This window comes from Algicola sagamiensis DSM 14643 (genome assembly GCF_000374485.1).
Lineage (GTDB): Bacteria > Pseudomonadota > Gammaproteobacteria > Enterobacterales > Alteromonadaceae > Algicola > Algicola sagamiensis.
On record NZ_KB894503.1, the window covers coordinates 96,325 to 119,584 of the forward strand.

Here is a 23,260-nt window from a genome sequence, read left to right on the forward strand (position 1 = left end):
CAGAAATTACACTGGAATCAACTCGGAATGAAGGCTGACTAAGCGTCAGCTGACAAACTGACTGCTATTCGTGATGCCAGTTTTGCATTATTGAGAACAAGTTGGATATTTGCGTCCAAACTGTTTCCACCCGTAAGTTCTGCGACTTTTGCAAGCAGGAATGGTGTCGATGCTTTGCCTTTCACGCCGGCTTTGTCCATTTCTGAAATCGCATTTTGGATTGCGCTATCAATGCTTGCCTTATCCATCGCGTATTCTGACGGGATAGGGTTTGCGATGACAGCACCACCTTTCAAGTGAAGTGACCATTTAATGGCCAATGCTTCTGCGATAGCCTCAGGGGTATCGAGACGATAATCCACACCAAAATCGCTCTCACGAGTATAGAATGCAGGAAGTGTCTCTGTTTGATAGCCAATGACTGGCACACCATTTGTTTCTAGAAATTCAAGTGTTAAACCGATATCCAGAATTGACTTCGCACCAGCACAAACAACAGCAACATTGGTGGCTGCAAGTTCTTCTAAATCAGCAGAAATATCAAAAGTTTCCTGTGCCCCGCGATGCACACCGCCAATCCCTCCTGTTGCAAAGACTTTGATATCTGCCATTGCCGCAATGATCATGGTTGAAGCAACAGTTGTCGCACCATCTGCCTTTTTCGCGACAATAAATGGAATATCTCGTCGACTGACTTTGGTGATCGATTGCCCTGTTTTACCAAAATATTCAAGTTCTTCAGCAGTTAATCCAACTTTTAATCGGCCTTGAATCATCGCAATTGTTGCAGGGATTGCACCATTGTCACGAACCGTTTGTTCAACCTTTTTCGCGGTTTCGACATTTTGTGGATAGGGCATACCGTGAGAAATAATCGTTGACTCCAACGCAACAACTGCCTGACCAGACTGAAGGGCTTGTTGAACTTCTGGGTGAATATCAAGATATTGCGCTAGCATAAAAGCTCCTGAATTGAATTTTCTAATGTTGTCGAGGTTAAATTTGGGTTGTTTGTGTTGGTATGTTTGATCGTGGCAATCGAAGCTGCCATGGCATACATTGCCGTTTTATCGACTGGGTGATTCTGGATCATGCCATAGGCGACACCAGCCATCAGCGCATCGCCGGCACCTGCCACAGAGACGACATCTGTTTTTGGTGGACGAAGAATCCCGTGCTTGAGTTCATCTGCATAGAGCAACCCATCAGCACCTAAGCTGAGGAAGAGTTGATTGACGCCTTTTGCAATAAACCATTCAGCCGCAAGAATGGCATTCTCTTCAGAATCAATCGTGATCCCTGAAAGCGCCTCTGCTTCTGCTCTGTTTGGCTTCAACGTATGAATTTTGCCTAGATACTTTGCTATTTTTCTAGATTTTACGACAGAAACCGTATCAAACAGGATTGGCCGATCAGCAAAGTAGTTAAAAATATAATCAATAAGGTTGCTTTCTAGATTTGTATCGACGATGAGTAATGCCGCATTTCTGATCAGGCTTTCGTTTGATGAAACCCGGTCAGGGGTTAGCGATTTCAACACGCGCATATCTGAGATGGCAGATTCCAGCTCACCCGTTTGGTTCATGACTGACAGGTAAGTGGAGGTGCGATGATTTTGGGAAACAAGACAAGCGCTAATATCCACCCCTGTTGCTTGAGTTTCTTTGAGCAGCATGTTGCCATACTCATCATTTCCAACGGCGCTGATGAGCCGGGTATCGATGGAGAGTCGAGCCAGATTTTCTGCGATGTTTCTACCGACGCCACCCAATGATGTGCGGATTTCACCTGGATTGGAATCACCGGAATACCACGAAGATTCAGCAATGCCCTGAATATCAATATTTGCACCACCAATCACAACGATATAGGGCGTTTCATTGAGAATGTAACCTTTGCCTCGAATATGTCCTTTATTCGTTAAATTCATGACATGTCCAGCCGCAGCAGAGCGAGAAATACCGAGCATATCCGCAAGCTCTTGCTGTGAAATGAGTGGGTTTTTTTGGATTAATGCCAGGATCTGGCGTTCTCTTTCTGTCATATGTGATCGATATAAACAAAAGTTTGGTTAAGCTAACAAGTGTTTGTATTGTATTGTGTGCACCCAACATTTTACAAGTCATTTTTTCGTAAAACTCATTCTTGACAACGCTGTCATTGATCAATCATTATTTCATGTGAATCAAATGTAAATTTTGTGATTCATTTATATAAACCATTCATATAAGAACAATCAATAGGTGAAAAAGAGACTCGTCAGCTCATCCTTTCATCAACCGAAACGTACTTTGGAGAGATCACATGTCCAGAACAACAGGGGGGAGTTTGGTGCTTTCCGGCATCGGGCTCTTATTTCATGCAACAGCTTTTGCCTTGCCGGAAAGGGAGGAATTACCAAAAACAAGCGCTTTGCTCAAATGGGACAGCCATAAAACTTACCTTGCTCAGGATGAAATTCATTATCAACAGGATGTTTACCGTGCGAAATGGTGGACACAAGGCGATGTACCACAACCACAAAAGCAAAGCTCGCCGTGGGATTTTCTTTACCCGTGTGATACACGATGCAAGTCGGATGATACTCAACCACCCAAAAAAGGTCCGCAGCCTAAAGAGGGTGGAGGATACACGATATTGCGAGATGAAATCATGCTTGCCGAGCAGGAAAAAACGAGTTTTCCGCTTTTTCAACAGGTCAAAGCATCGATTGAAACACGCTCAAATCAGGTCGTTGAGCAAGTGATGCCGAATCGATCAAGTAACCCTGAGAATGTGAAGCGTGTGGAACATATTTTATCCCAAGCGGATTGGAATGAAATTTTCCCTATGCGCCATCCCGCTTATACCTACCGACGTTTTTTACAAGCGGTTGCCAAATTTGAAGGATTTTGTGCTTCCTTTGAGGATGGGCGTAATGCTGAAGTGATTTGCCGCCAGTCTCTCGCAACCATGTTTGCACACTTTACCCAAGAAACAGGTGGACATGATCCGAATTCAGAGATTGATGAGTGGCGTCAAGGGCTGGTTCATGTCAGAGAAATGGGGTGTGAAGAGGGGGGCTATGGGTGTGGTTACAACGCCGAGTGTGACCCGGGTACTTGGCAGGGGAAGACATGGCCATGTGGCACTAATGCTGAGGGCCGATATCTTCAATACTTTGGACGTGGTGCAAAGCAGCTCAGCTATAACTACAACTATGGTCCATTTTCTCAAGCGATGTTTGGTGATGTTCGGGTCCTGTTAGAGCAGCCAACATTAGTGGCGGATACATGGCTAAATCTTGCTTCGGCAGTTTTCTTTTTTGTTTACCCACAATCTCCCAAGCCAAGCATGCAGCATGTGATTGATGGCACTTGGCAGCCCAACGACCATGATCAAGCTAATGGGATCCTGCCCGGCTTTGGTGCAACAACCAATATCATTAATGGCGGGATTGAGTGTGGGAGTGGCAGCGAAAGCCCTCAGTCAACAAATCGAATTGCTTATTACAAAGCCCATGCAAAAAATCTGGGTGTAGATATCTCAGGAGAGTCTCTGGGTTGTGCCGATCAAAAGCGCTTTGATACATCTGGTGCGGGGGCTTTGAATATCTATTGGGATCAAGATTGGTCCTACTATCCCGATATGCCGGAAGGAAAGAGTTTTGCCTGTAAGCTCGTTGGTTATCAAACCGCTTTTCTTGCCCTCAATCCCGGTAACTATCAATCCTGCGTAGAAAAATACTTTGATGTTGAAGTTGTTGAGCAACATCCTGTTTCCCCAAGGAGTTTCTGATGAATAAATTTTTAATATTGTCTCCCTTATCAATTCTGTGTGCTTTCCATACTTTTGCTGATACGAATTGCGACAGTTTATCGGAGTGGAAAGCTGCGCAGGCTTACCTGAAAGGGAATCAAGTCAAAAGTGTAGAAATCGCCTACGAGGCTCGTTGGTGGACTCAAGGGCAAAAGCCAGCGGATTACTCCGGTCCTTGGGAAGTCTGGAAAAAGTTAGGAGCTTGTTCTGGGCAACCTGGAAATCAACCACCGCAGATCAAGCTAACATCCCCCCAAAATGGCAGTATCTATTCTGTTGGTGAAACGGTCATGATCACGGCTGATGCATCTGACTCGGATGGTCAAGTTCAATCGGTTCACTTTTATTTAAATGGCCAGGAAATCCATATCGATAAAGACGAACCCTACGCGATGAGTTGGCAGGCAGAGCTTGGGGATGGCTATCAATTCTCAGCAAAAGCAATCGATAATCAAGGTACAGAAGCGAAATCAAAAACGGTGCGCGTTCATGTGACTGATGGTGGTAATCAACCGCCACATATTGCGATCACATCACCAAAAGAAGGCGTTCGATACGATGTTGGACTCATGATTTTGGCAGCTGATGCTACAGACCCGAACCAAGATATTGCCGAAGTTCGTTTTTATATGAATGGTACGCAAATTGGCACTCTTTACCAGCCACCTTATGAATGGCCTTGGGATGCGACAGCAGGTCAGCACCGTATGCACATTGAAGTTGAGGATGAAGAAGGAAGAACAGCAGAGTCTCCCTCTGTGACCTTCACAGTTGGAGATAAGCCAACAGATCATGCGCATTGTCGACCAGACGGGCTGTATTATTCACAAGATGCACAGTCGCCATATTGTACTGTCTATGATGAAAATGGACGCGAGAAAATGGGCACTGATCATCCGCGTCGTGTCATTGGCTACTTTACTTCCTGGCGTCATGGGAAAAATGGCATGCCTCACTATTTGGTGAACCAGATCCCATGGGATAGCCTGACGCATATCAATTATGCGTTTGCCCACGTTGATGCAAACAATAAAGTCTCGATCGGTGATCCGAATGATCCAAATAATCCAGCAACAGGCATGACTTGGCCAGATATTCCTGATGCTGCGATGGATCCCACATATTCATTCAAAGGTCATTTTAATCTTTTGAATCAGTTTAAGAAAAAGCACCCAGGTGTGAAAACCTTGATCTCTGTCGGGGGTTGGGCTGAATCTGGTGGCTTTTATACGATGACGACAAACCCAGATAAATCAGTGAACGAGCAGGGGATACGGACATTTGTTGAATCTTCGGTTGCGTTTATACGTCAATATGGTTTTGATGGTGTAGATATTGACTATGAATATCCAACCAGTATGAAGGATGCGGGTAACCCGAACGACTTTGATATTGCGAATCCGATCCGTGGTGGTTTGATGCGTTCATACAATGTATTGATGAAGTCCCTCAGAGAAGCGCTCGATAAGGCTGGTCAGGAAGACGGGAAGCATTATCTATTAACGATTGCCTCGCCGTCTTCGGGGTATTTATTACGTGGTATGGAAGTCTTTTCCGCAATTAAGTACCTCGATTATATCAATATTATGACCTATGACCTGCATGGCGCATGGAATCAGTTCGTAGGTCACAATGCTGCACTATATGATACGGGCAAAGATAGTGAGTTAATTGCCTGGAACTACTACAACACATCTCAATATGGTCGCATCGGATATTTGAATACCGATTGGGCAGTGCATTATTTCAGAGGTGCAGTGCAAGCTGGGCGGATTAATATTGGAGTTCCTTATTATTCGCGCGGCTGGCGGGATGTACAAGGCGGTGAAAATGGCCTGTGGGGAACTGCGGCATTACCTGATCAAAGCAAGTGTTTACCAGGAACGGGTGGTAGTGATACCAATAAATGTGGTCATGGTGCTATCGGGATTGATAACCTTTGGCACGACCTTGATGACAACAACCAAGAAATGGCTTCAGGCTCGAACCCGCTTTGGCATATTCAAAACCTCAAATCAGGAAAAATGGGAAGTTACGTAGAACGGTATGGTTTGGATCCGGTAAATGATCCAGATGACCGCATCACAGGTACATATACGCGATTTTATGATGAGGTTGCGGTTGCACCTTGGTTATGGAACGAAAGCAAACGCGTTTTTCTTTCAATCGAAGATAAGGAAAGTATGCAAACCAAGATCCAGTATGTTATAGACCAAGGACTCGGAGGTATCATGTTCTGGGAGCTTGCGGGCGATTATGATTGGCGGGTTGATCAAAATGAATACTTTATGGGTTACACCCTCACAAATCAAATTTACAGCGCCTTCAAGTCTGCATCGCCTTATCAGCACTTAAGAGCTGAGCAACCCATGCCGGATGAAGACCTGGATATTCGTTTCAACATCGATGGCTTTAAGCTGGGTGATCAGAATTACCCAATTAACCCGAAGTTACACCTGACGAATTATAGTGGAATGGTGATCCCTGGTGGTACAGAATTTCAATTTGATGTGCCAACGGCGATCCCTGACAACATCAGCAATCAAAGTGGCTTCACCTTAAAAGTGATCAAGAATGGTTCGAATAGCGCAGGGAACAACATTGGTGGCCTGGAAAATAATCTCCACCGTGTGTCTCTCAAACTACCAAACTGGCAGTCCATTCCAGTGGGCCAAAGTATTTCTGTGACATTGAATTACTATTTGCCTATGCCTGAGCCATCTAACTGGACGGTGCATATGAATGGAAAATCATATGGTTTGAAGGCAGAAATGCGAAAGTTGCCTCAATCCGCTGCGATGCAGTCACAAATCCAACAATAATCCTCAACAACTGCCTCACCCAATCGGGTGAGGCTTTCCCAAGATCAACATCAATATTTTCGATTCTGAAAATAATGATCCTGGATCTTCAATAAATATCGACATAAATACTTGATATTATTCAATATATTCCTTTGGTGTGAATTCTGCCTGTGTCTGGTGGTCTTTGTATCGGCGTTTCGAGAAGCCTCACTTTCCATTATGAAAGATGCATGTCAAAATTCGCCTGTCAGTCAGGATTAACCAATATGCTTCAAGAGCCATATCATGAGGCAACAAAAGGTGACGATGTCCATTCAACGATCAGTGCGACAGTGCTCCCATTTCGAGATATCATTCTCAATGAGCATTCCAAATCCAGCTTACTTTTATTTGCGGGGGCATTGATTCTGTTTTTGATTGCTTCTCTCAATATCATGAGTTTGTTTGTCGCCAAATATTATGCTCAGCAACGAATTTTTTTGATCCATCATGCGCTTGGGGCGAATACACGACATTTGCTCGTGCTGATTTTTTCTGAAGTATTTTTTATGATGTTGTGTGCAACGGGATCAAGTTTGATTTTTGCTGCCTGGGGGGTTGGTTGAGGGGCTGCGGGAAGTTTTGAAGCCACTGACAAATATGCGCAGGCTTGATGAGTTGGAACTGGACATATCCAGCATTGTTTTTAGTACCATGATTTTGTTTTCACTCTCCATATTATTAACCTTGACCATTTTCAGAAAACTAGACTGTAAACATATTGTTCAACAGATCACGGTAAGTGGTAAAGGGGGATCACAACAGGGCAACACTCGTGCTCAGAGAGCTATTCTCATCTGCCAATCATTATTTGCATGCATAATCATCTGTATTGCAAGCGTTTTATTGAAGAGTGCACTCGATAATATCCAAAGGAAAACAGGTATTCAGGAGAAGGATCTTTATTTCGCAACCTTTGCCTATGATCGCTCTGATGCAACGAGAAAAGAAAAGTCATTGGCTTTTCAATTGTTTGCTGATCAGTTGATTGGTCAATTTCATATTATAGAGACGGCCATGTCTGATCGTGACCCGCTAACAACAGGTCGCACATCCTCAAATTTCTCTGATATCCATGGGAAGTTTGCTGGGAGTTTTCGATTTAATCGAGTGGCGGAGAATTACTTTGATGTGATTGGTTTACCAATTGTAAAAGGCCGCTCGATGACAAGACAGGAAGTAAAAGATAAAGCACATGTCGCAGTGGTAAATGAGTCGGCAGCATTATTACTTGGACAGGGCCAGTCTGTTCTTGGCCAGCATACTCATAATTGGGTCGGCGATCTGAAAATTGTTGGCGTAGTGAAAGATATTCAAATTCCGAAAGATGGAACTCTCAAGGAAAAAGTTCGGATCTATACCTATTATACTGGACGTCAATTCAGGTTAATGATCCGTCTGCAGACTGGAAAAATTCTGGAAAAATTCCATTTACGGGAATTAATTCAAAATATCGATCCGAATTTTCGACTGATTTCATTGAAACCTCAATTGGAGAATAAACACAAGCTACTTTATGCCGACAAAGTTCAGGCTGTATTTACATTCTCGATATTAGTGATTGCGATAGGTCTATCGATGATAGGGATCTATGGGTTGATCAGCTACAACACACGTCAGCGACGTTACGAGCTTGGGGTTCGAATTTCCTTAGGTGCACAATCAACAACGATTATCAGCATGTTACTGAGGGAATGCTTGAAGCCGATGTGTGTTGGAGGCATTATCGGACTTGGACTGAGTGCATTCATTTATGGAATAAGTCTGCAATTCTTCACGATTGAACTGGAGCTTGTCACTATCCTGATGGCAACATTGGCGATGGCTGGTTTTGGACTGCTTGCCTGCTACCTGCCAACTCGAAAAGTACTTGCTGATGATCCAGTGAAAGCGTTAAAGCAGAACTGAGAAAATACGTATTTTTATCATGAAGATGAGTGCATATACTGTGCTCATAGTTTCTTTATTCTAAGGTTGGATCATGGGACTTATCAGAAAGATATTTTTGATATGCCTTTCGTGATCAAAAGATTTTATTCAATTCCTTTTCAAAATAGTCCTTCAAAAAGTCGATAAGTAACCGAAGCTTTCTTGAGCTGGCTGTGCCAGGTGGGAAAACACCGTACACATGGATGTCTTTGAATGTGTAATCCGTTAAAACTTGCTCCAGTGTGCCTGCCTGGATCTTCGGCCAAGCATCATAATATGGAATACGACCTAATCCGTGTCCGGATTCAACAAATGCGGTTCTTGCTGTCGCATTATTGGCCCGAATGGCACCTTTGACTTTAATACTAAAGTTTCGATTTCCTTTTTTGAGATCGATCACATTGGAAGCTAGCTGGTAAATCACCCAATCATGTTGCTCCAACTCAGTGGGAGAGGTTGGTCGGCTATGTTTGAGAAAGTATGAAGGCGCACCGCATAAACATGTATTGAGTGTACAGAGCTTTGTTGCTTGTAAATTTGAGTCCGCTAAAGGTGCGCCTCGAATAGCCAGATCAATGCCTTCTTGAAGAATATTGACGACATCATCGGTGAGAATAACATCCAACTCGATTTTGGGATATCGATGCCGAAACTCACTCAGAGCTGGCACCACCATCGTTAAACCAACATTGACTGGGCATGTAATTTTGAGTGTACCAATCGGCTCATTACGATAGTTTTCGATTTGATTTTGGGCGGCTTGGGCTTGCTCAGCGATAATACGGCAGCGTTCATAATAGTCTTTTCCTGCATCTGTTAATGCAAGACTGCGTGTGGAGCGGTTGAGTAACTTTATACCCAGTTGTGCTTCCAGCTTTTTGATGTGATAACTCACAACAGCCCGTGTCAGCCCAATCTGCTTTGCTGCACCAGAAAAACTGCCATGCTCAACAACCTGGGCGAAAACCACCATACTTTTGAGTTGCTCGAAGGAAATATCCATTCATTGTATCAATTATTAAACATATAAGGTTGAATTTATCAGCATTGTTCGAAATTGTGAAGAGGCTTAGACTGTGTCGCAGTTCTCCAAAAGGTGAAAGAAGATGAAAGCGAAGCACGTTTTATTTGTACTGACATCCCATGCCCAGCTCGGAAATACGGGGGAGAAAACCGGTTTTTGGGTTGAAGAATTTGCAGCACCTTATTATGCCCTGAGTGATGCGGGCATCTCCGTTGTTCTCGCATCACCAAAAGGCGGCCAGCCTCCGATAGATCCCAAAAGCGAGCTTGCAGATTTTCAAACAGAGGCAACGATCCGCTTGAGCACAGATACTGAAGCGCAGGCGAGGCTGTCCAATACGATGCCACTCTCTGAAGTTAAAGCAGACGACTTTGATGCAATCTTTTATCCAGGGGGGCATGGTCCGCTTTGGGATCTTGTTGACAATACGGACTCTATTCAACTGATAAAGCAGTTTTTAAAGCAAAACAAGCCTGTGAGCGTGGTTTGTCACGCGACTGCTGCATTGTTGCATGTGACGGATGATTTAGGACAACCTATTGTGAAAGGGAAAACAGTGACAGGCTTTAGCAATCAGGAAGAAGAGGCGGTTCAGCTCGTCGATATTGTTCCATTTCTGCTAGAGGATGAGCTGAAAGCTCGTGGTGCAGACTATCAAAAAGTTGCAGACTGGCAAGCATTTGCAGTACAAGATGGTTTATTGATTTCAGGACAGAATCCAGCAAGCTCTGAACTTGTCGCAAAAAAATTATTAGAACACATTGAAGCATAAGGAATTTATCATGCTAAATTTCACCTACGAAAATACAACGCGCATCCATTTTGGTGAAGGACAAATTCAGGCCCTAGAAAAAGAAATCCCAAAAACGGCCAAAGTACTCATGATCTACGGCGGTGGGTCAATTCATCACAATGGTGTTTATGATCAAGTCAAAGATGCACTAAAAACGCACACTGTCTATGAATTTTCTGGTGTTGAGCCAAACCCAACCTATGACACATTAATGAAAGCACAATCGCTCATCCGCGATCACCAGATTGACTACTTATTAGCTGTTGGGGGTGGATCAGTTGTGGATGGGACGAAATTTATTGCTGCTGCTGCGTGCTATGAGGATGAAGATCCTTGGGATATCGTGAAGAACAATGCAATTGTTCACGCGGCATTGCCGATTGGGGCGGTTTTGACACTCCCTGCGACAGGCACTGAATCTAATGTTGTCTCTGTCGTGACACGTGGAGAAAGCAAATTATCCTTTGCGAGTGCTCATGTCAGACCACAGTTTGCCGTACTCGATCCAAAAGTGACTTTGTCATTGTCTGAGCGACAAATCAGTAATGGCGTCGTTGATGCGTTTATTCATGTCATCGAACAATATTTAACATACCCAGTTAACGCGAAGGTTCAAGACAGGTTTGCAGAAGGGCTGATGCAGACATTGATTGAAGAAGGACCAAAAGTTCTCGATCCAGTATCAAAAGATGACTTGGTAGTACGTTCGAATATCATGTGGTCCGCAACCCAAGCTCTCAGTGGTTTGATTGGTGTCGGTGTCCCACAAGACTGGACAACTCACTTGATCGGACATGAACTGACCGCTGCTCATGGGATTGATCATGCCAGAACTTTATCCATCGTTCTTCCGGCGGTGATGAAGGTTTGCCGTGAGGCCAAACGTGAAAAGCTACTGCAATATGCGGCCCGCGTCTGGGATATCCAGGAAGGGGATGAAGATACACGTATAAACCATGCGATCCAGAAAACAGAGCTGTTTTTCCAAAATATGCGTGTCCCTGTACGCTTATCTGATGTTGGGTTGGGTGAACAAGCGATTGACCCAATGCTGCAAAAGCTAGAGTCTCATGGCATGACAGCGCTTGGTGAAAAAGGTGAGTTCGACTTAGCTGTGTGCCGTAATATTCTGCAAGAAGCATTGTAAACCGCACAGCCAGACAAAATGCAGGATAATCGAAGATAAAACCCCGGTATGGATTGCTGGGGTTTTTTGTGTCTTGGAATTTCTCGCTTTTGACAATTTTTTTACCAGATTTGAAACCCATTATTCTTCCCTCATTTTAGAAAAATCCTATCTTACTGAAATATATAAATTAAATTTCTGGCATCTTCATTGCTCTGCATACCTTCATTGTCATTTGAGGTGAGTAGTGAATTAGATGGATGTTCAAAAAGATACAACAATAAAATCATCAAAACGAAAGATTTATTTTGGCGCTGCTGTCATTGGGTTTTTACTCTTGATGACTAGGGTGTTGTTGCAACCCGCAAATATTATACGTGTGCCGAAGGAGCAGCTCTGGATAGGTGAAGTGAAGCAAGGTGATCTCCCATTGCGCGTTGAAGGACATGGTGTGTTTAAGTCAAAATATCAGCGGATGCTGACCACTTCAGTTAAAGCAACGGTTGAGGAGATCTTACTCAAACCAGGGGCTGTTGTTGGGCCAGAAAGTGTCATCGCTCGGTTGAGTCAGCCAGATCTGCAATCTCAAATGAATGAACTGAAGATCAAGTTGTCCCAAAGTCATGCTGAGCTGCGCCAGCTGATTGTTGATCAAAAGCGAGAGAGCCTATCGGAAAAGGCTAACCTTGCTATTTTATGTTCAGAAAAAGAGGCGGTGCAGCTGAGGTTGGAGGCAGAAAAGCAATTATTATCGAAAGGGATTGTGTCTGAGATCGATCATCAAGAAACGCGATTGAAGTTCAAACAACTGACCGAAAGGCTCAACATTGAGCATGAAAAGCTGTCACAACTTTCGCTTGTCCATGAAGAAAAGCAGAATATTCAGTCTGAAAAAATTGCTCAGGTTGAGTCACAAATATCTTTACTCAAGGAAAAGCAAACTGCCCTCACCGTCAAAGCGGGTATATCCGGTGTGTTACAGCAACTACCTATCAACTTAGGCCAAAGTGTGGAAGCAGGGCAGCAACTTGCTCAAATCGGCAGTACCCATGCACTCATCGCGATGATTGATATCCCACAGATCCGCTCGGAGAGAGTGCAAATCGGACAAAAGGTTGAGTTTGACACACGCAGAGGTTTGATACAAGGTGAGGTCTTTCGTCTTGATCCAGTGATCCAGGATAATTCGGTGAAAGTGGAGGTTCATTTATCGGCTGAACTGCCAAAATATACACGTCCAGAAATGAAAGTGGATGCAACAATTTATACTGGACAGATTGAAAATACACTTTATATTGAACGACCAGTACAAGCCAGAGAGCATACAACCAGTGAATTATTTCGTGTTGACGCCGATTCGAATCTGGCAACTCAAGTGAAGGTTCAACTTGGGGCCGATTCCGGTCAACAGATCCAGGTTATCTCTGGAGCGAAGCAAGGCGATCGTTTTATTCTGTCAGAAACACGGTCCTGGCAAGAACAACAGATACAAATCTTGGATTAGACGTATTGAAGGGTGAAGTGTGAGCGATTCGCAATCAAATCAAACCATTTTAATCATTGATGATCAAGCTGATGTGCGCCTCAGTGCGCATTTCTTTCTATCGAATCATGGATTCCAGGTCCAAGAGGCTGACTCACCAAGCACAGGGCTTGAATGTATACAGACACAGGATATCTCTCTTGTGTTATTGGATATGAACTACACGCTGGATACGACTTCGGGTGAAGAAGGTCTGTATTTTCTAAAGCAAGCTCAAAAGCTTGGGATCCATGTTCCAATCGTTGTGATGACTGCATGGTCGAGTGTTGATCTGGCTGTTCGTGCAATGCAATTGGGGGCGAAGGACTTTGTTGAAAAACCCTGGGATAACCAACGACTGCTTCAGGTCATCAAACAGCAGCTACGTGTATGCTCACTAGAAACACAACTCAAACGGGCAACAGAACATAACCAATCGATGAGTCAATCAACGGTGTCGTTTGTTGCTGAGTCACCAGCGATGAAGAAAGTGCTGACACAACTGGAACGTGTTGCGAAGACCGATGCAACGATTTTACTTACTGGAGAGAATGGCACAGGAAAAAGTGTGCTCGCACAATATGTTCACCAGCATTCTGCCCGAAAAGACCAACGTTTTGTTTCCGTGAATATGGGGGCCATTCCTGAGAGTTTATTTGAAAGTGAAATGTTTGGTCATGTCAAAGGGGCATTCACGGATGCGAAAGAGTCACGAGAGGGGCGCTTCCAGCTGGCTGAAAATGGGACGCTTTTCTTAGATGAAATCGCAACTGTACCGTTATCACAACAGAGTAAATTATTAAGAGTGTTGGAAACAGGTGAGTTTGAATCCGTAGGGGCGAGTAAAACACAACATGCGAATATTCGACTCATCAGTGCATCGAATGCTGAATTTTTCAGTTGTATTTCTTCTGGAGCATTTCGCCAGGATTTGTTTTATCGCTTGAATACAATTGAAATCCAGGTTCCACCGCTGAGAGAACGCTTGGCGGATATACCGATTTTAGCAAAACAAATCCTTGAAAAACATGCCCAGCGCTATGGTCGCGTTGGTTTAAAGATAACGGATAATGCGGTGGAAGCACTCAAGCGTTATTCCTGGCCTGGGAATGTACGCGAATTGAGCCACGTGATTGAACGTGCTGTTTTGCTTTGTGATACACAACATGTTGATGTGCAAGATCTGCAACTGAATACAGCACAAGATTTTACTTCACCAACAAGCGATACTTTGCCGCTGATCCCGTTAGATGATGCGGAAAAACAGATGATCCTTCATGCAATGGATGTGACAAAAGGGCAAGTACAGGAAGCTGCGCAAATTCTAGGACTCAGCAAAAGTGCGATGTATCGTCGATTAGAAAAACACGACATTAACCCAAAGCACTTTTAACGCATAAACACTTTTAACACGTAAACACTTTTAACACATAGAGTTTTAACTCAAAGCGTATTTACTCAAAAAACATTCATGCAAAGCACTATGTTTCATTCAATCGAACGGCTCATCAAAGTATTTTTGATTTCGGTGAGTATCCTTGTTTTTGGCTTGGTTTGGGGGGTGCTACTTGTCACTGACGCAAGCCCACTCCTTCAAGTGACCATGATGAGCTGTTTGGTATTTGTTACGGCTTGGGGAAACTATGCGCTGTATGAGCGGCTTATATCGCCATTGGTGCATGTTGTGAATCATTTGGAGTCGATTCGGGTTGAAGACTATGCACTCAGGGTAAAATCTCCTTTTTCTCAAGGCGTTTTTCAAGAGATGGCCCTTCATTTACAGCTGTTGAGCGAAGAGCTTTCATCAAGGAAAGCCCGTTACGATCAACACGTCTTTTTGATCTATCAGCTGATTGAACAGCTTGATACACCGATGTTTGTACTTGATCACAATCTTCAGCTTTCTCATGCCAATGCTGCTTTTTCCCAGTGGCTTGGTCAACCGTGGCTGCATCATCGCCATGAGCATGCAAAACAGCTTGGGTTTGGCTTGAATGATCGCCACCAATGGCAGCTGCTTAAACCTGTGCTTGCGGATAAATGGCAATTACGCTCCAGTCAGTTCAAAGATGGTGAAGCGACTTATCAATTACTGATACTCAATAATATCGAGAAAGAAATTCAAAAAACACAGCAAGATGCATGGCGTCAAATGATCCGTGTGCTCAGTCATGAGATCCGAAATTCCTTGACCCCAATTCAATCACTGGGTCAGTCCCTCGTTGAGTTTGCAGATCCGGACGACCAAAGAACTCGGCAAGCCCTTCAAGTGATCATTGATCGCAGTCATTCATTGCAGGCATTTGTGAATCGGCATGTAGAATTGACGAAACCACTTGAGATCCAGCCCATTTGGCTTGATGTGTCTAAAATGCAAGCACATTTGGAAACCTTGTTTTCTGAGCAACCTTTGGTTTGGTCTTATCAGGAAGGAATGTCGATTTGGGGAGATCCGTCATTATTGGAACAACTCATGATTAACTTGCTCAAAAATGCGATTGAAGCCGGTTCCAAAGGAAAAATGATTGAAATTAAAATCAAACGTAAAGGAAATGAACAGCAGTTGACCATACTTGATCAAGGGGATGGCTTGCTCAGCCCTCGTGATGTATTTGTTCCATTTTATACAACAAAATCGAATGGTCAGGGGATTGGTTTGTCATTCTGCCAGAACATTGTTCAACAGCATGGTGGGGAAATTCAGCTGGAAAACCGAGGAGATATGTGTGGTGTGAAAGTGAAGGTGACATTACCTCGGCCGTCATAGGCTAAGGGTGGGTTGTGACTCTCTCATTGTGGGTCACTTTTGACCCAGTTCTTCTCAAATTCAGCCAATACTCAAGGAAGACACGTTGGCACTGAAAATGCTTGAAAGCTTTCACTTATCCACGACAAGTGATGGAAAAGAAAGCGAGCATGGCAGGTGATGGCAGTGAACTGACATATGTTCAAATTACGAAGGAAAGAAGGCAAACCCGACCTTTAGCATTGGTGGTCGATGGCTTACCTGGTCTGAATGCCATGATTGATGACTTCTTGCGTCTTTCCAGTTTTCAAGGACAAGAGGGGATCTCTCAACCCTATCAGTTTCATCTTGAACTCCGTGCGAATGACTTGGAAAGCTTAGAAGCAAGTCAGGTTGAGCAGCTTATTGCTTTTGATACAGTTGATGCGATGGGATTATGGTCCAGTGTCCGCATCAGTCAGCCTTGGGTGGAAGACCGATTTACACAATCACCATTGGATAATTCACCGGATTGGGAAAATACGACACCGTCACGTTTTTTTCATGGCGTGGTGACCAGCATGTCCATGGCTGCGCCTGGTGTTTATCAAATGACGATTGGATCACCACTTCACTTCCTCACACTGCGTAATCGTTACCATATTTATGCAAATTGTACTATTCCAACGCTGATCAGCGAGGTGCTTCAACCAGAAACTCAATCTGGAAAACTGAAGCTGTCGTTAAAATTTGACGACAGTCCGACATTGACGCGATATCAGGACTGGTTGCAAGCGGGCGAAAGTGACTTTGCTTTTTTGCAACGTGTCATGGGCCGGGCAGCCATTCATTTTTATTTCATACATGAAGAAGAGCAACTGACACTGGTTTTCTCGAACCAAACAACCACAATGACGCAAGTCATGATCCCAAATACATCTGTCACACCATTACCCTTAAGATACAGCTACACAAGTCAGCCGAAAACTGGTGCTTTGCAGAATGATTTATTCCAAGATCTCAATTATGAAGTCAAACTGGTCCAAAGTACGGTTGATGCTATCCTCACTCGGGAGCAAGCACAGTGGGAGGATAATACTGTTGCGGGCTTTGATAGCTATGGCGTGATGGATTCAGAGTCGCCAGAATATCTTCTTCATCACCGTTATGCATACGGTACCAGCCAAAATGAAGCGATCGGACAACTCACAAAAGCAAAACAAGGCATTGCAACGGACCAGGGGACACTGAGCGGAACGGTGACGACACCACTTCTTAGCCCTGGGTATACGTTTTTACTCACGCAACCAGAAGCGTCGTCGGTGAATGTTGAACGATTGATGCGCCAGTCTTTTAGTGACCGAACGTTTGTCGTCACCAGTATTCAGCATAAAGCGAGCGATACGGCACCTTACACCGGGACGGTTCAGGCAACAGAAGTTAATCCAGACTCTGGTGGTGAGACAGCCACATTTTTAACACCATTTTCTATGGAGAATACCCAGCAAGGAAGTGTCCTTGCAATCGTTCGTGAAACTGCTGTGCCGAGAGGTTGGCGCTATCGTGAAAAATCCAACTTTCAGAATGAAAAATCATTTACCAAGTTTGAGGGAAATCAAGAGCAGGAAGTCGGCTGTTTGGTGACATTTGCGACTGCAAATGATCCTCAGGACATGGTCTGGGTTCGCTTGGGGCAAACGACCCAAACTGCCCCAGATGTCAACGCAATGGTTGTTGTTTCTCGCGCAAATAATGACAGTGAGCTTCCCGAGATCAATGTCCTTGCCTCCCATGGTTCTAAGACGATCATGCCCGCTGATCGCCGAAATGAATCTTGGACGGCAAATACAAGTTGGGGCAGTAGTTATTCGACAAGTTATGGGGATGGGATCAGCATCCGTTATGGTTATCACTCTCCAGTGAATTTTGACCAAGCGAAGACGATCGTAGAAAGCGCCTACGACAACCCAGATATGCTTGGCAATCAATATGATAATTCAAGTTTTTCTCGTGGAGGTTCGTTCAGTGTTTCTGTCAGTGATCAAGATGCCGACGGTGTGATCTCGGCAGGTGTCTCTGCTGGCAGTAGTTTCAATGAGAATCATGCGAAGGTCAGTTACGGCTATAGCGATACGGGCACATCTCAGAATTACTCTCAAGTTGGAAAAAGCGTCAGTGTGAGTGTGGTCGGCGACTACGATGGCAGTGTAGACCTTACATCTCCCAACTTTATCAATGGGAAAGTTCCTGATCAGAACATCATTGATATTGCCGATGCATTAAATGAAGGAGATACATACAATCAAAATCATGTGAAAGGTCGTTCAATATCTTTAAGTGGCAGTGGCACAACACCACCGAGTTTTGGTGGGACCTCTGCGACTGTGTATTCCAACAGTGCAACACTAGGAAATACAGAAAGCAAATCAAAGCATACAGGCAACGCGGATAACAATTCGACGCATATCGGAAAAGCAGAAAGTTACTCAAAGCACATTGGGGACAGTCAAAATACATCGATTCAACTCGGTGACAGTTTAAATAACAGCGTCAACATTGGTAACAGCCTCGCGACAAATACACAAATTGGAAATACCTCAAGCATTAATACATTCCTTGGATCAAAAACAGATATTTCTACGACACTGGCAGCAACGAGTAGCCTATCGACAAACATTGGGATGACCAATCAAGTTGATACGTTTTTGGGGATAAAAAACAATGTGAGCACCCAATTGTCGCTCAGCAGTAGCATTAATACCAATATTGGCGCGAGTAGCAGCGTGAATACGAATATTTCCGCCAGTGATACGGTTGAAACGAATATTGGTGCCAAAAGCAGTGTGAGCACCAATATCAGTGCTAGCAATGCAGTTGCAACGAACATTTCTGCATCAAACAGTGTGACTACAAATATCGGTGCATCCAGCGCTGTAACAACGAATATCAGCGCGAGTAATAACGTCTCGACCACGATTGGCGTGTCGAATAATACAGAAACTTATATCGGTGCAAAGAATTCAACATCGACGTTTATTGGCGCCACGAATGAGGACAGTGTCAAGCTATCGGCGAGCAATTCCAGTGCAGTTTCTATTGGTGCCAGCATGAGTTCTGCGGTCAATATTGGGGCCAATATCAGCAGTTCAACAAGTTTGGCGTTGAATATGGAAAGTAAATTTAGTGCGGGGATCAACATCAAGGACGAAACGAGCGCCACGATTGATATTGATATGAATACTGTACCAACCAAGATCAAACCTTCCCGACCAACGATTGAGATCACCATTGAGTCGGGACCGAATATTAACATGCTGGTCATGGAGATAAACATGTGAGTATGCAATTGATTAAACCGCGTTGTTTAGGGCTGATCCATAAAACGTATGGATTAGGAGAGCAGCAAATGGCAATTGGTGCACTGTGTTTCTTCTCTTTGGAACAGCCAAGGCATCTGCTGATGGAAAATGTACAGTGGCCTTATATCATCAAAGCTTTGGGGACCACGCAAGTGTTGGACATGGGGTTTGCAAAACCTTATGGCGAAGCGCTCGTTGCAGGTGCGATCTGTGCAAAAGAAGGTGAACCCGTTGAGCGATGTACTGCACAATTACATTTTGGTGATATTCAAAAGTCAGTGATTGCCATTGGTGATCGAATCTGGCAGCGAGGGTGGTGGCCGAAGGTGTCTGAGCCAATCCCCTTTGCCCAGCTCCCGATCAGTTACGTAAAAGCATATGGTGGTCCCGATTTTGCCGCTAATCCGATTGGTGTGGGCAGTAAAAAGTCGCCGATGCTGGGAGAAAATCAGTGGTCACTCCCCAATTTTTATTATCCAGAAGACAGTTTAAACCCCAAAAAGTTACCAAAACGAGCGGCTGGTTTTGGGCCTTTAGAGATCCTCTGGCCACAAAGAGCGCAATACCAAGGGACTTATGATGAACATTGGTTGAAGTCTGTTCACCCTGGATTCCCGCTTGATACGGATCCAAGATTATTTATGTGCAGCCCCGATGATCAGTGGTGTGCAAGTTACTTTCTTCCAAATTCGCCTTATACATTAGAAGGATTTCATCCCAAACATCAGGTGATCCAAGGGGAACTCCCCAATGTTCGTATTCGTATGGTGATCCAACAGGAAGTCGATGATCAGCTTTTTTACCGAGAAGCAAAAACACATATTGATACCGTTTGGTTCTTTCCTGAATATATGATGGGTGTTGCGATCCATCGCGCCGTGATCCCAGTGCAGGATGTTGACGGATTAGATATCAAGCAGTTGCTACTTGCCTGTGAAGGTGCAGATGATTTACCAAGGCCGAGAGAACATTATGAGGCACAATTGCGTGAGCGAACCGATCGTACTTCCGCTGTAAATAGTTTGCTGAATGAAGCGCCTTTACTTCCAGAAAAAACACCAGAGCAAGTTTGTCGTCGTGATCAGCTCATTCAAAAGGCTAAATTAGAGTTTGTGCAGCGTAAATCACAAATGATGGAGAAACTTCAGGCAGATTATCCTGAGCTGGTGATGAAAGCGGAGGAAGATCCAGAGTTGGATGATTTGGCGGCAATCCCAACGGAACTACTCAATGCCTTTGATTATGATTTGAAGCCTGTCATGGACAAAGCGAACCAACTTGTGGAAGAAGCAAGACAAGTGCAACAGGAGAAATTATCAGAAGCAGAGAAAATTCAGGCGTTGCCACAAGAGCCGGAGTCTTTTGAAAGATTGAAGCGGCGTGTGTTTCAGCCAATCATGGTCGATTTAACTGGCGCTGAAAATACGTCAGATGGGCATTCACTTGAAATTACGCAAGGTATTTTGAGTCAGTCACAACGCAGAGCACGTCAAATTGCACCTGAGTGTACGCTCGCCATATTACCATTACCCCTGCAACAGCAACAACAAATCCGTCAATGGGTGATTGAATTACTTGAAACAGGACAGTCACTTTCTGGCCGAGATCTCGCGGGAGGGGATTTACATGGACTTGATTTTAGTGGGCAAGACTTAAGTCACACGATGTTTGAAGGGGCGAATCTGAAAAACTGTCAGTTTAAACGGTGCCAAATGAGAGGAAGTGTATTGACGGGTGCAACAATTGATTTAGCTGACTTTTCCGCTGCCCATTTCGATCAAGCAAACTTTGGGGCAGTGACTGGGGGCCATGTGAACTTCCAACACACTCAGTGGAAACAAAGCCAGTTGATCCAAGCACATCTCATCGCGCCTGACTTTTCAGAGGCAAAGCTGTCTTGTGTCAATGCAACGAAAGCAAAGCTGAGCCAAGCGAATGTTCGCCGGGCGTCAATTCAGGACAGTCAGTTTGTGCAGTGTCAGATGCAATATGCAGATCTACAATCAGCCAATCTAGATGCTTGCGTGTTATTTGAAGCAAATTTAATGCATAGCCACTGGCAAAATGCGTCGGTTCATCGTTGTTTGTTGTTGAGTGCGAACCTTGAGCAAAGTATTTGGCACAACGCAAATTGCCACTTGGTTCAACTGGGTCCGAAAGGGAGTTGGCAAAGTGCCGACCTTAGTCAATCAAAATGGCGAACTTGTGGGTTTCGGGACCTTCAACTTCAAGGATGTGATGCGATTGAAGCCATATTTGTTGAATGTGACTTTACCCATGTCAACTGGTCGGATGCTGCGCTACAGAAGTCGACATTCCAACGCTGCCTGATGATGGGGGCCAAACTCGGATTTTTGAACTGGCAACATAGTCTCTTGTATGAAACCAATCTCAGGAAAGTACAAGCGCAACGTGTCGATTGGCAACATTGTCGATTCCAGTCCGTGGATATTGATCACGGTGAGTTTGAAGATTGTTTGACGGAAGGCTTGGTTCATACGCCAGTACCAAAACAGTCGATGGATCAAAAAGGAGCGAAGTCATGACGACGCTTGCAGAGTTAGAAGAAATGGCAAAGTCGGGCCGACCGATTATGTCTGCGGATTTTACTGGTCAGCAGTGGGAAAAGGTGAATCTGGAAGGACTAACGTTTATTCAATGTAAGTTTCAAAAAATTTGCCTGAGTCAGAGCAACTTTACGCGGGTCGTTTTTGTGAATTGCGATTTTCGTGAAGCCGAGTTTCAGGATGTGGGGTGGCAACAAAGTAATTTACTCCAGAGTCAGGTCATGAATAGCGTCTGGACAGGTCAATGTGAAGGCGCCACGATCAGTGAATGTGATTTGACTGGCAGTGCTTTTTCCTCTGTTCACTTCAAGTCCTGCGCCTGGAGTGATTGCGACTGTGATCGAACAACGTTTCAAGACTGTAGTTGGGATACCACCGCACTCAATCAATTGACCTTCAATGAAGGCGATTTCTCTCAGTGTTCTTTTTATAACGTGACTTGGTTAAAAGCAGATCTCTCCCAATGTGCCCTCGACAATTGTCAGTTTCAGCAAGTGTTATTATTGGAGTGTGATCTAAGTGGTCATGACTTTTCACAAAGCACATTGAGCTGCTGCACGTGCCAAAAGAGTCGTTTTCATGGGACCAACTTTCGGCAAGCACAATTGGAAGGCAGTAACTTCTCCCAGTGCTCGATTCAAGGGGTGGAATTTCGTGAAGCAAACATGGCACGAGTTTTATTCATAGAAGCGACGATTCAGGACAGTCACTTTGATGGGGCGATGATGGATCACGCGAACTTTCAAGAAGCAAGTATACAAAAGAGTACTTTCGAGCATGCATCTTTGATGAAATCCTGGTGGAAAAAGGCGGCTCTGGAAGACGTCTCATTGAACAGTGCGCTGTTGGATTATGCGAACTTGAGTCATGTGACGATGAAGCACTGCGACTTAAAGAATGCCGACTTCAACCAAACCAATATTCACGCGTTGCAAGATGAAGATACTCAGTGGCCACCATTGAAAAAGGGAAGTGTGATCCAAACGGATCCAGAACAAGTTGCCGTAGAACAACAATTAACTCAACGAGGAGTTGCGATATGAATCAATGCTTATCCGATGACCAGCTAGCCCAATGCCAATCGTTCTCGTCGAGTGCGCTCTATGTTACAGGGACGATCACATCCGTTAATCATGAAGCGAAAACGTGTTTGGTTGATGGCCGGATCACTTGTCAAATCGCGGATGGGCTGATGATCCAGCTCCACATTGGAGATTGGGTGGCTTGTTTAAATACAGGACAGTCATGTTTTGTGATCCAAATTTTGCAATATGCGAATCGTGATGCGGTTTCTATTCAGTCCAATCAGCCGATACGGATCAGTGCACCACAGGTACAGATCGCTGCACGGGACGAATTAGATCTTGTGTCGCTCAATCGATTTTCACTTGTTGGAAAACATGGCGTGATCTCTGTTGCAGCAACTTTAGTGAATCAGGCTGAGCACTTTATTCAGCAAATGGGAGAGTGGATCGCTTCAGCGAAAGGGTTGATTCGGGTGACGGGTCGCCAGCAGGTGATCACAGCAGAAGAAGATGTTCGGATTGACGGAAAACGCATCAACATGGGGTAAC

16 protein-coding genes are annotated in these 23,260 nt (G+C 44.4%); 13 read left to right on the forward strand and 3 right to left on the reverse strand.

From position 1 onward, the window contains the following. Nucleotides 1–38: 38 nt before the first annotated feature. Both C505_RS0116760 and C505_RS0116765 read right to left on the reverse strand, forming a co-directional pair. Nucleotides 39–959 (reverse strand): pseudouridine-5'-phosphate glycosidase, encoded by a 921-nt coding sequence (locus tag C505_RS0116760; RefSeq protein ID WP_018693789.1) that lies wholly within the window; start codon nt 957–959, stop codon nt 39–41. After that, nucleotides 953–2,044 carry a PfkB family carbohydrate kinase gene (locus C505_RS0116765; protein ID WP_018693790.1) on the reverse strand — a complete coding sequence of 364 codons (1,092 nt, stop codon included), beginning with the start codon at nt 2,042–2,044 and terminating at the stop codon, nt 953–955. The genes C505_RS0116760 and C505_RS0116765 overlap by 7 nt, the downstream gene beginning before the upstream one ends. A gap of 260 nt (nt 2,045–2,304) precedes the next feature. Here C505_RS0116765 and C505_RS0116770 point away from each other — a divergent pair, with 260 nt between their 5' ends. The 4 genes from C505_RS0116770 to C505_RS0116785 all read left to right on the forward strand — a co-directional run bounded on the left by C505_RS0116770 (nt 2,305) and on the right by C505_RS0116785 (nt 8,549). Beyond that, complete coding sequence (locus C505_RS0116770; RefSeq protein WP_018693791.1) at nt 2,305–3,777, forward strand: glycoside hydrolase family 19 protein; 1,473 nt, start codon at nt 2,305–2,307, stop codon at nt 3,775–3,777. Then, on the forward strand, nt 3,777–6,620 hold the full coding sequence (locus C505_RS22755; protein WP_018693792.1) for a glycosyl hydrolase family 18 protein: 2,844 nt from the start codon (nt 3,777–3,779) through the stop codon (nt 6,618–6,620). Before C505_RS0116770 ends, C505_RS22755 begins: the two co-directional genes overlap by 1 nt. Nucleotides 6,621–6,832: 212 nt before the next feature. Beyond that, a complete protein-coding gene (locus tag C505_RS0116780) occupies nt 6,833–7,207 on the forward strand; it encodes an FtsX-like permease family protein (protein WP_018693793.1) in 375 nt (124 codons plus the stop codon). Nucleotides 7,208–7,487: 280 nt separating this feature from the next. After that, complete coding sequence (locus tag C505_RS0116785) at nt 7,488–8,549, forward strand: FtsX-like permease family protein (protein ID WP_169337060.1); 1,062 nt, start codon at nt 7,488–7,490, stop codon at nt 8,547–8,549. Between the two features lie 115 nt (nt 8,550–8,664). Here C505_RS0116785 and C505_RS0116790 read toward each other — a convergent pair whose 3' ends face one another. Further along, entirely contained in the window at nt 8,665–9,573 is a 909-nt protein-coding gene (locus C505_RS0116790; protein ID WP_018693795.1) for a LysR family transcriptional regulator, read from the reverse strand. 103 nt (nt 9,574–9,676) lie between these two features. Here C505_RS0116790 and C505_RS0116795 point away from each other — a divergent pair, with 103 nt between their 5' ends. From C505_RS0116795 to C505_RS0116835, 9 genes are all read left to right on the forward strand, one after another. Further along, a complete protein-coding gene (locus C505_RS0116795; RefSeq protein WP_018693796.1) occupies nt 9,677–10,366 on the forward strand; it encodes a type 1 glutamine amidotransferase domain-containing protein in 690 nt (229 codons plus the stop codon). A gap of 10 nt (nt 10,367–10,376) precedes the next feature. After that, nucleotides 10,377–11,534 (forward strand): iron-containing alcohol dehydrogenase, encoded by a 1,158-nt coding sequence (locus C505_RS0116800; RefSeq protein WP_018693797.1) that lies wholly within the window; start codon nt 10,377–10,379, stop codon nt 11,532–11,534. Between the two features lie 235 nt (nt 11,535–11,769). Further along, complete coding sequence (locus C505_RS22760) at nt 11,770–13,017, forward strand: efflux RND transporter periplasmic adaptor subunit (protein WP_018693798.1); 1,248 nt, start codon at nt 11,770–11,772, stop codon at nt 13,015–13,017. Nucleotides 13,018–13,036: 19 nt separating this feature from the next. Then, entirely contained in the window at nt 13,037–14,428 is a 1,392-nt protein-coding gene (locus C505_RS0116810; protein ID WP_018693799.1) for a sigma-54-dependent transcriptional regulator, read from the forward strand. Nucleotides 14,429–14,518: 90 nt separating this feature from the next. Further along, nucleotides 14,519–15,802: a sensor histidine kinase gene (locus tag C505_RS22765; protein ID WP_018693800.1), complete on the forward strand. Its 1,284-nt coding sequence runs from the start codon at nt 14,519–14,521 to the stop codon at nt 15,800–15,802. A 131-nt stretch (nt 15,803–15,933) separates the two neighbouring features. Next, nucleotides 15,934–19,098: a contractile injection system protein, VgrG/Pvc8 family gene (locus C505_RS0116820; protein ID WP_018693801.1), complete on the forward strand. Its 3,165-nt coding sequence runs from the start codon at nt 15,934–15,936 to the stop codon at nt 19,096–19,098. A 2-nt stretch (nt 19,099–19,100) separates the two neighbouring features. Next, on the forward strand, nt 19,101–21,665 hold the full coding sequence (locus C505_RS0116825) for a DUF2169 family type VI secretion system accessory protein (RefSeq protein WP_018693802.1): 2,565 nt from the start codon (nt 19,101–19,103) through the stop codon (nt 21,663–21,665). Beyond that, a complete protein-coding gene (locus C505_RS0116830; protein ID WP_018693803.1) occupies nt 21,662–22,729 on the forward strand; it encodes a pentapeptide repeat-containing protein in 1,068 nt (355 codons plus the stop codon). The genes C505_RS0116825 and C505_RS0116830 overlap by 4 nt, the downstream gene beginning before the upstream one ends. Next, nucleotides 22,726–23,259 carry a DUF3540 domain-containing protein gene (locus C505_RS0116835; RefSeq protein WP_018693804.1) on the forward strand — a complete coding sequence of 178 codons (534 nt, stop codon included), beginning with the start codon at nt 22,726–22,728 and terminating at the stop codon, nt 23,257–23,259. The genes C505_RS0116830 and C505_RS0116835 overlap by 4 nt, the downstream gene beginning before the upstream one ends. The last annotated feature ends 1 nt before the right edge of the window (nt 23,260 follow it).

Bases quoted from the DNA above. Each gene is read 5' to 3' on its own strand.
- C505_RS0116760 (WP_018693789.1), bottom strand. From the start codon at position 959: ATGCTAGCGCAATATCTTGATATTCACCCAGAAGTTCAACAAGCCCTT.
- C505_RS0116765 (WP_018693790.1), bottom strand. From the start codon at position 2,044: ATGACAGAAAGAGAACGCCAGATCCTGGCATTAATCCAAAAAAACCCA.
- C505_RS0116770 (WP_018693791.1), top strand. From the start codon at position 2,305: ATGTCCAGAACAACAGGGGGGAGTTTGGTGCTTTCCGGCATCGGGCTC.
- C505_RS22755 (WP_018693792.1), top strand. From the start codon at position 3,777: ATGAATAAATTTTTAATATTGTCTCCCTTATCAATTCTGTGTGCTTTC.
- C505_RS0116780 (WP_018693793.1), top strand. From the start codon at position 6,833: ATGTCAAAATTCGCCTGTCAGTCAGGATTAACCAATATGCTTCAAGAG.
- C505_RS0116790 (WP_018693795.1), bottom strand. From the start codon at position 9,573: ATGGATATTTCCTTCGAGCAACTCAAAAGTATGGTGGTTTTCGCCCAG.
- C505_RS0116795 (WP_018693796.1), top strand. From the start codon at position 9,677: ATGAAAGCGAAGCACGTTTTATTTGTACTGACATCCCATGCCCAGCTC.
- C505_RS0116800 (WP_018693797.1), top strand. From the start codon at position 10,377: ATGCTAAATTTCACCTACGAAAATACAACGCGCATCCATTTTGGTGAA.
- C505_RS22760 (WP_018693798.1), top strand. From the start codon at position 11,770: ATGGATGTTCAAAAAGATACAACAATAAAATCATCAAAACGAAAGATT.
- C505_RS22765 (WP_018693800.1), top strand. From the start codon at position 14,519: ATGTTTCATTCAATCGAACGGCTCATCAAAGTATTTTTGATTTCGGTG.
- C505_RS0116820 (WP_018693801.1), top strand. From the start codon at position 15,934: ATGGAAAAGAAAGCGAGCATGGCAGGTGATGGCAGTGAACTGACATAT.
- C505_RS0116825 (WP_018693802.1), top strand. From the start codon at position 19,101: ATGCAATTGATTAAACCGCGTTGTTTAGGGCTGATCCATAAAACGTAT.
- C505_RS0116830 (WP_018693803.1), top strand. From the start codon at position 21,662: ATGACGACGCTTGCAGAGTTAGAAGAAATGGCAAAGTCGGGCCGACCG.
- C505_RS0116835 (WP_018693804.1), top strand. From the start codon at position 22,726: ATGAATCAATGCTTATCCGATGACCAGCTAGCCCAATGCCAATCGTTC.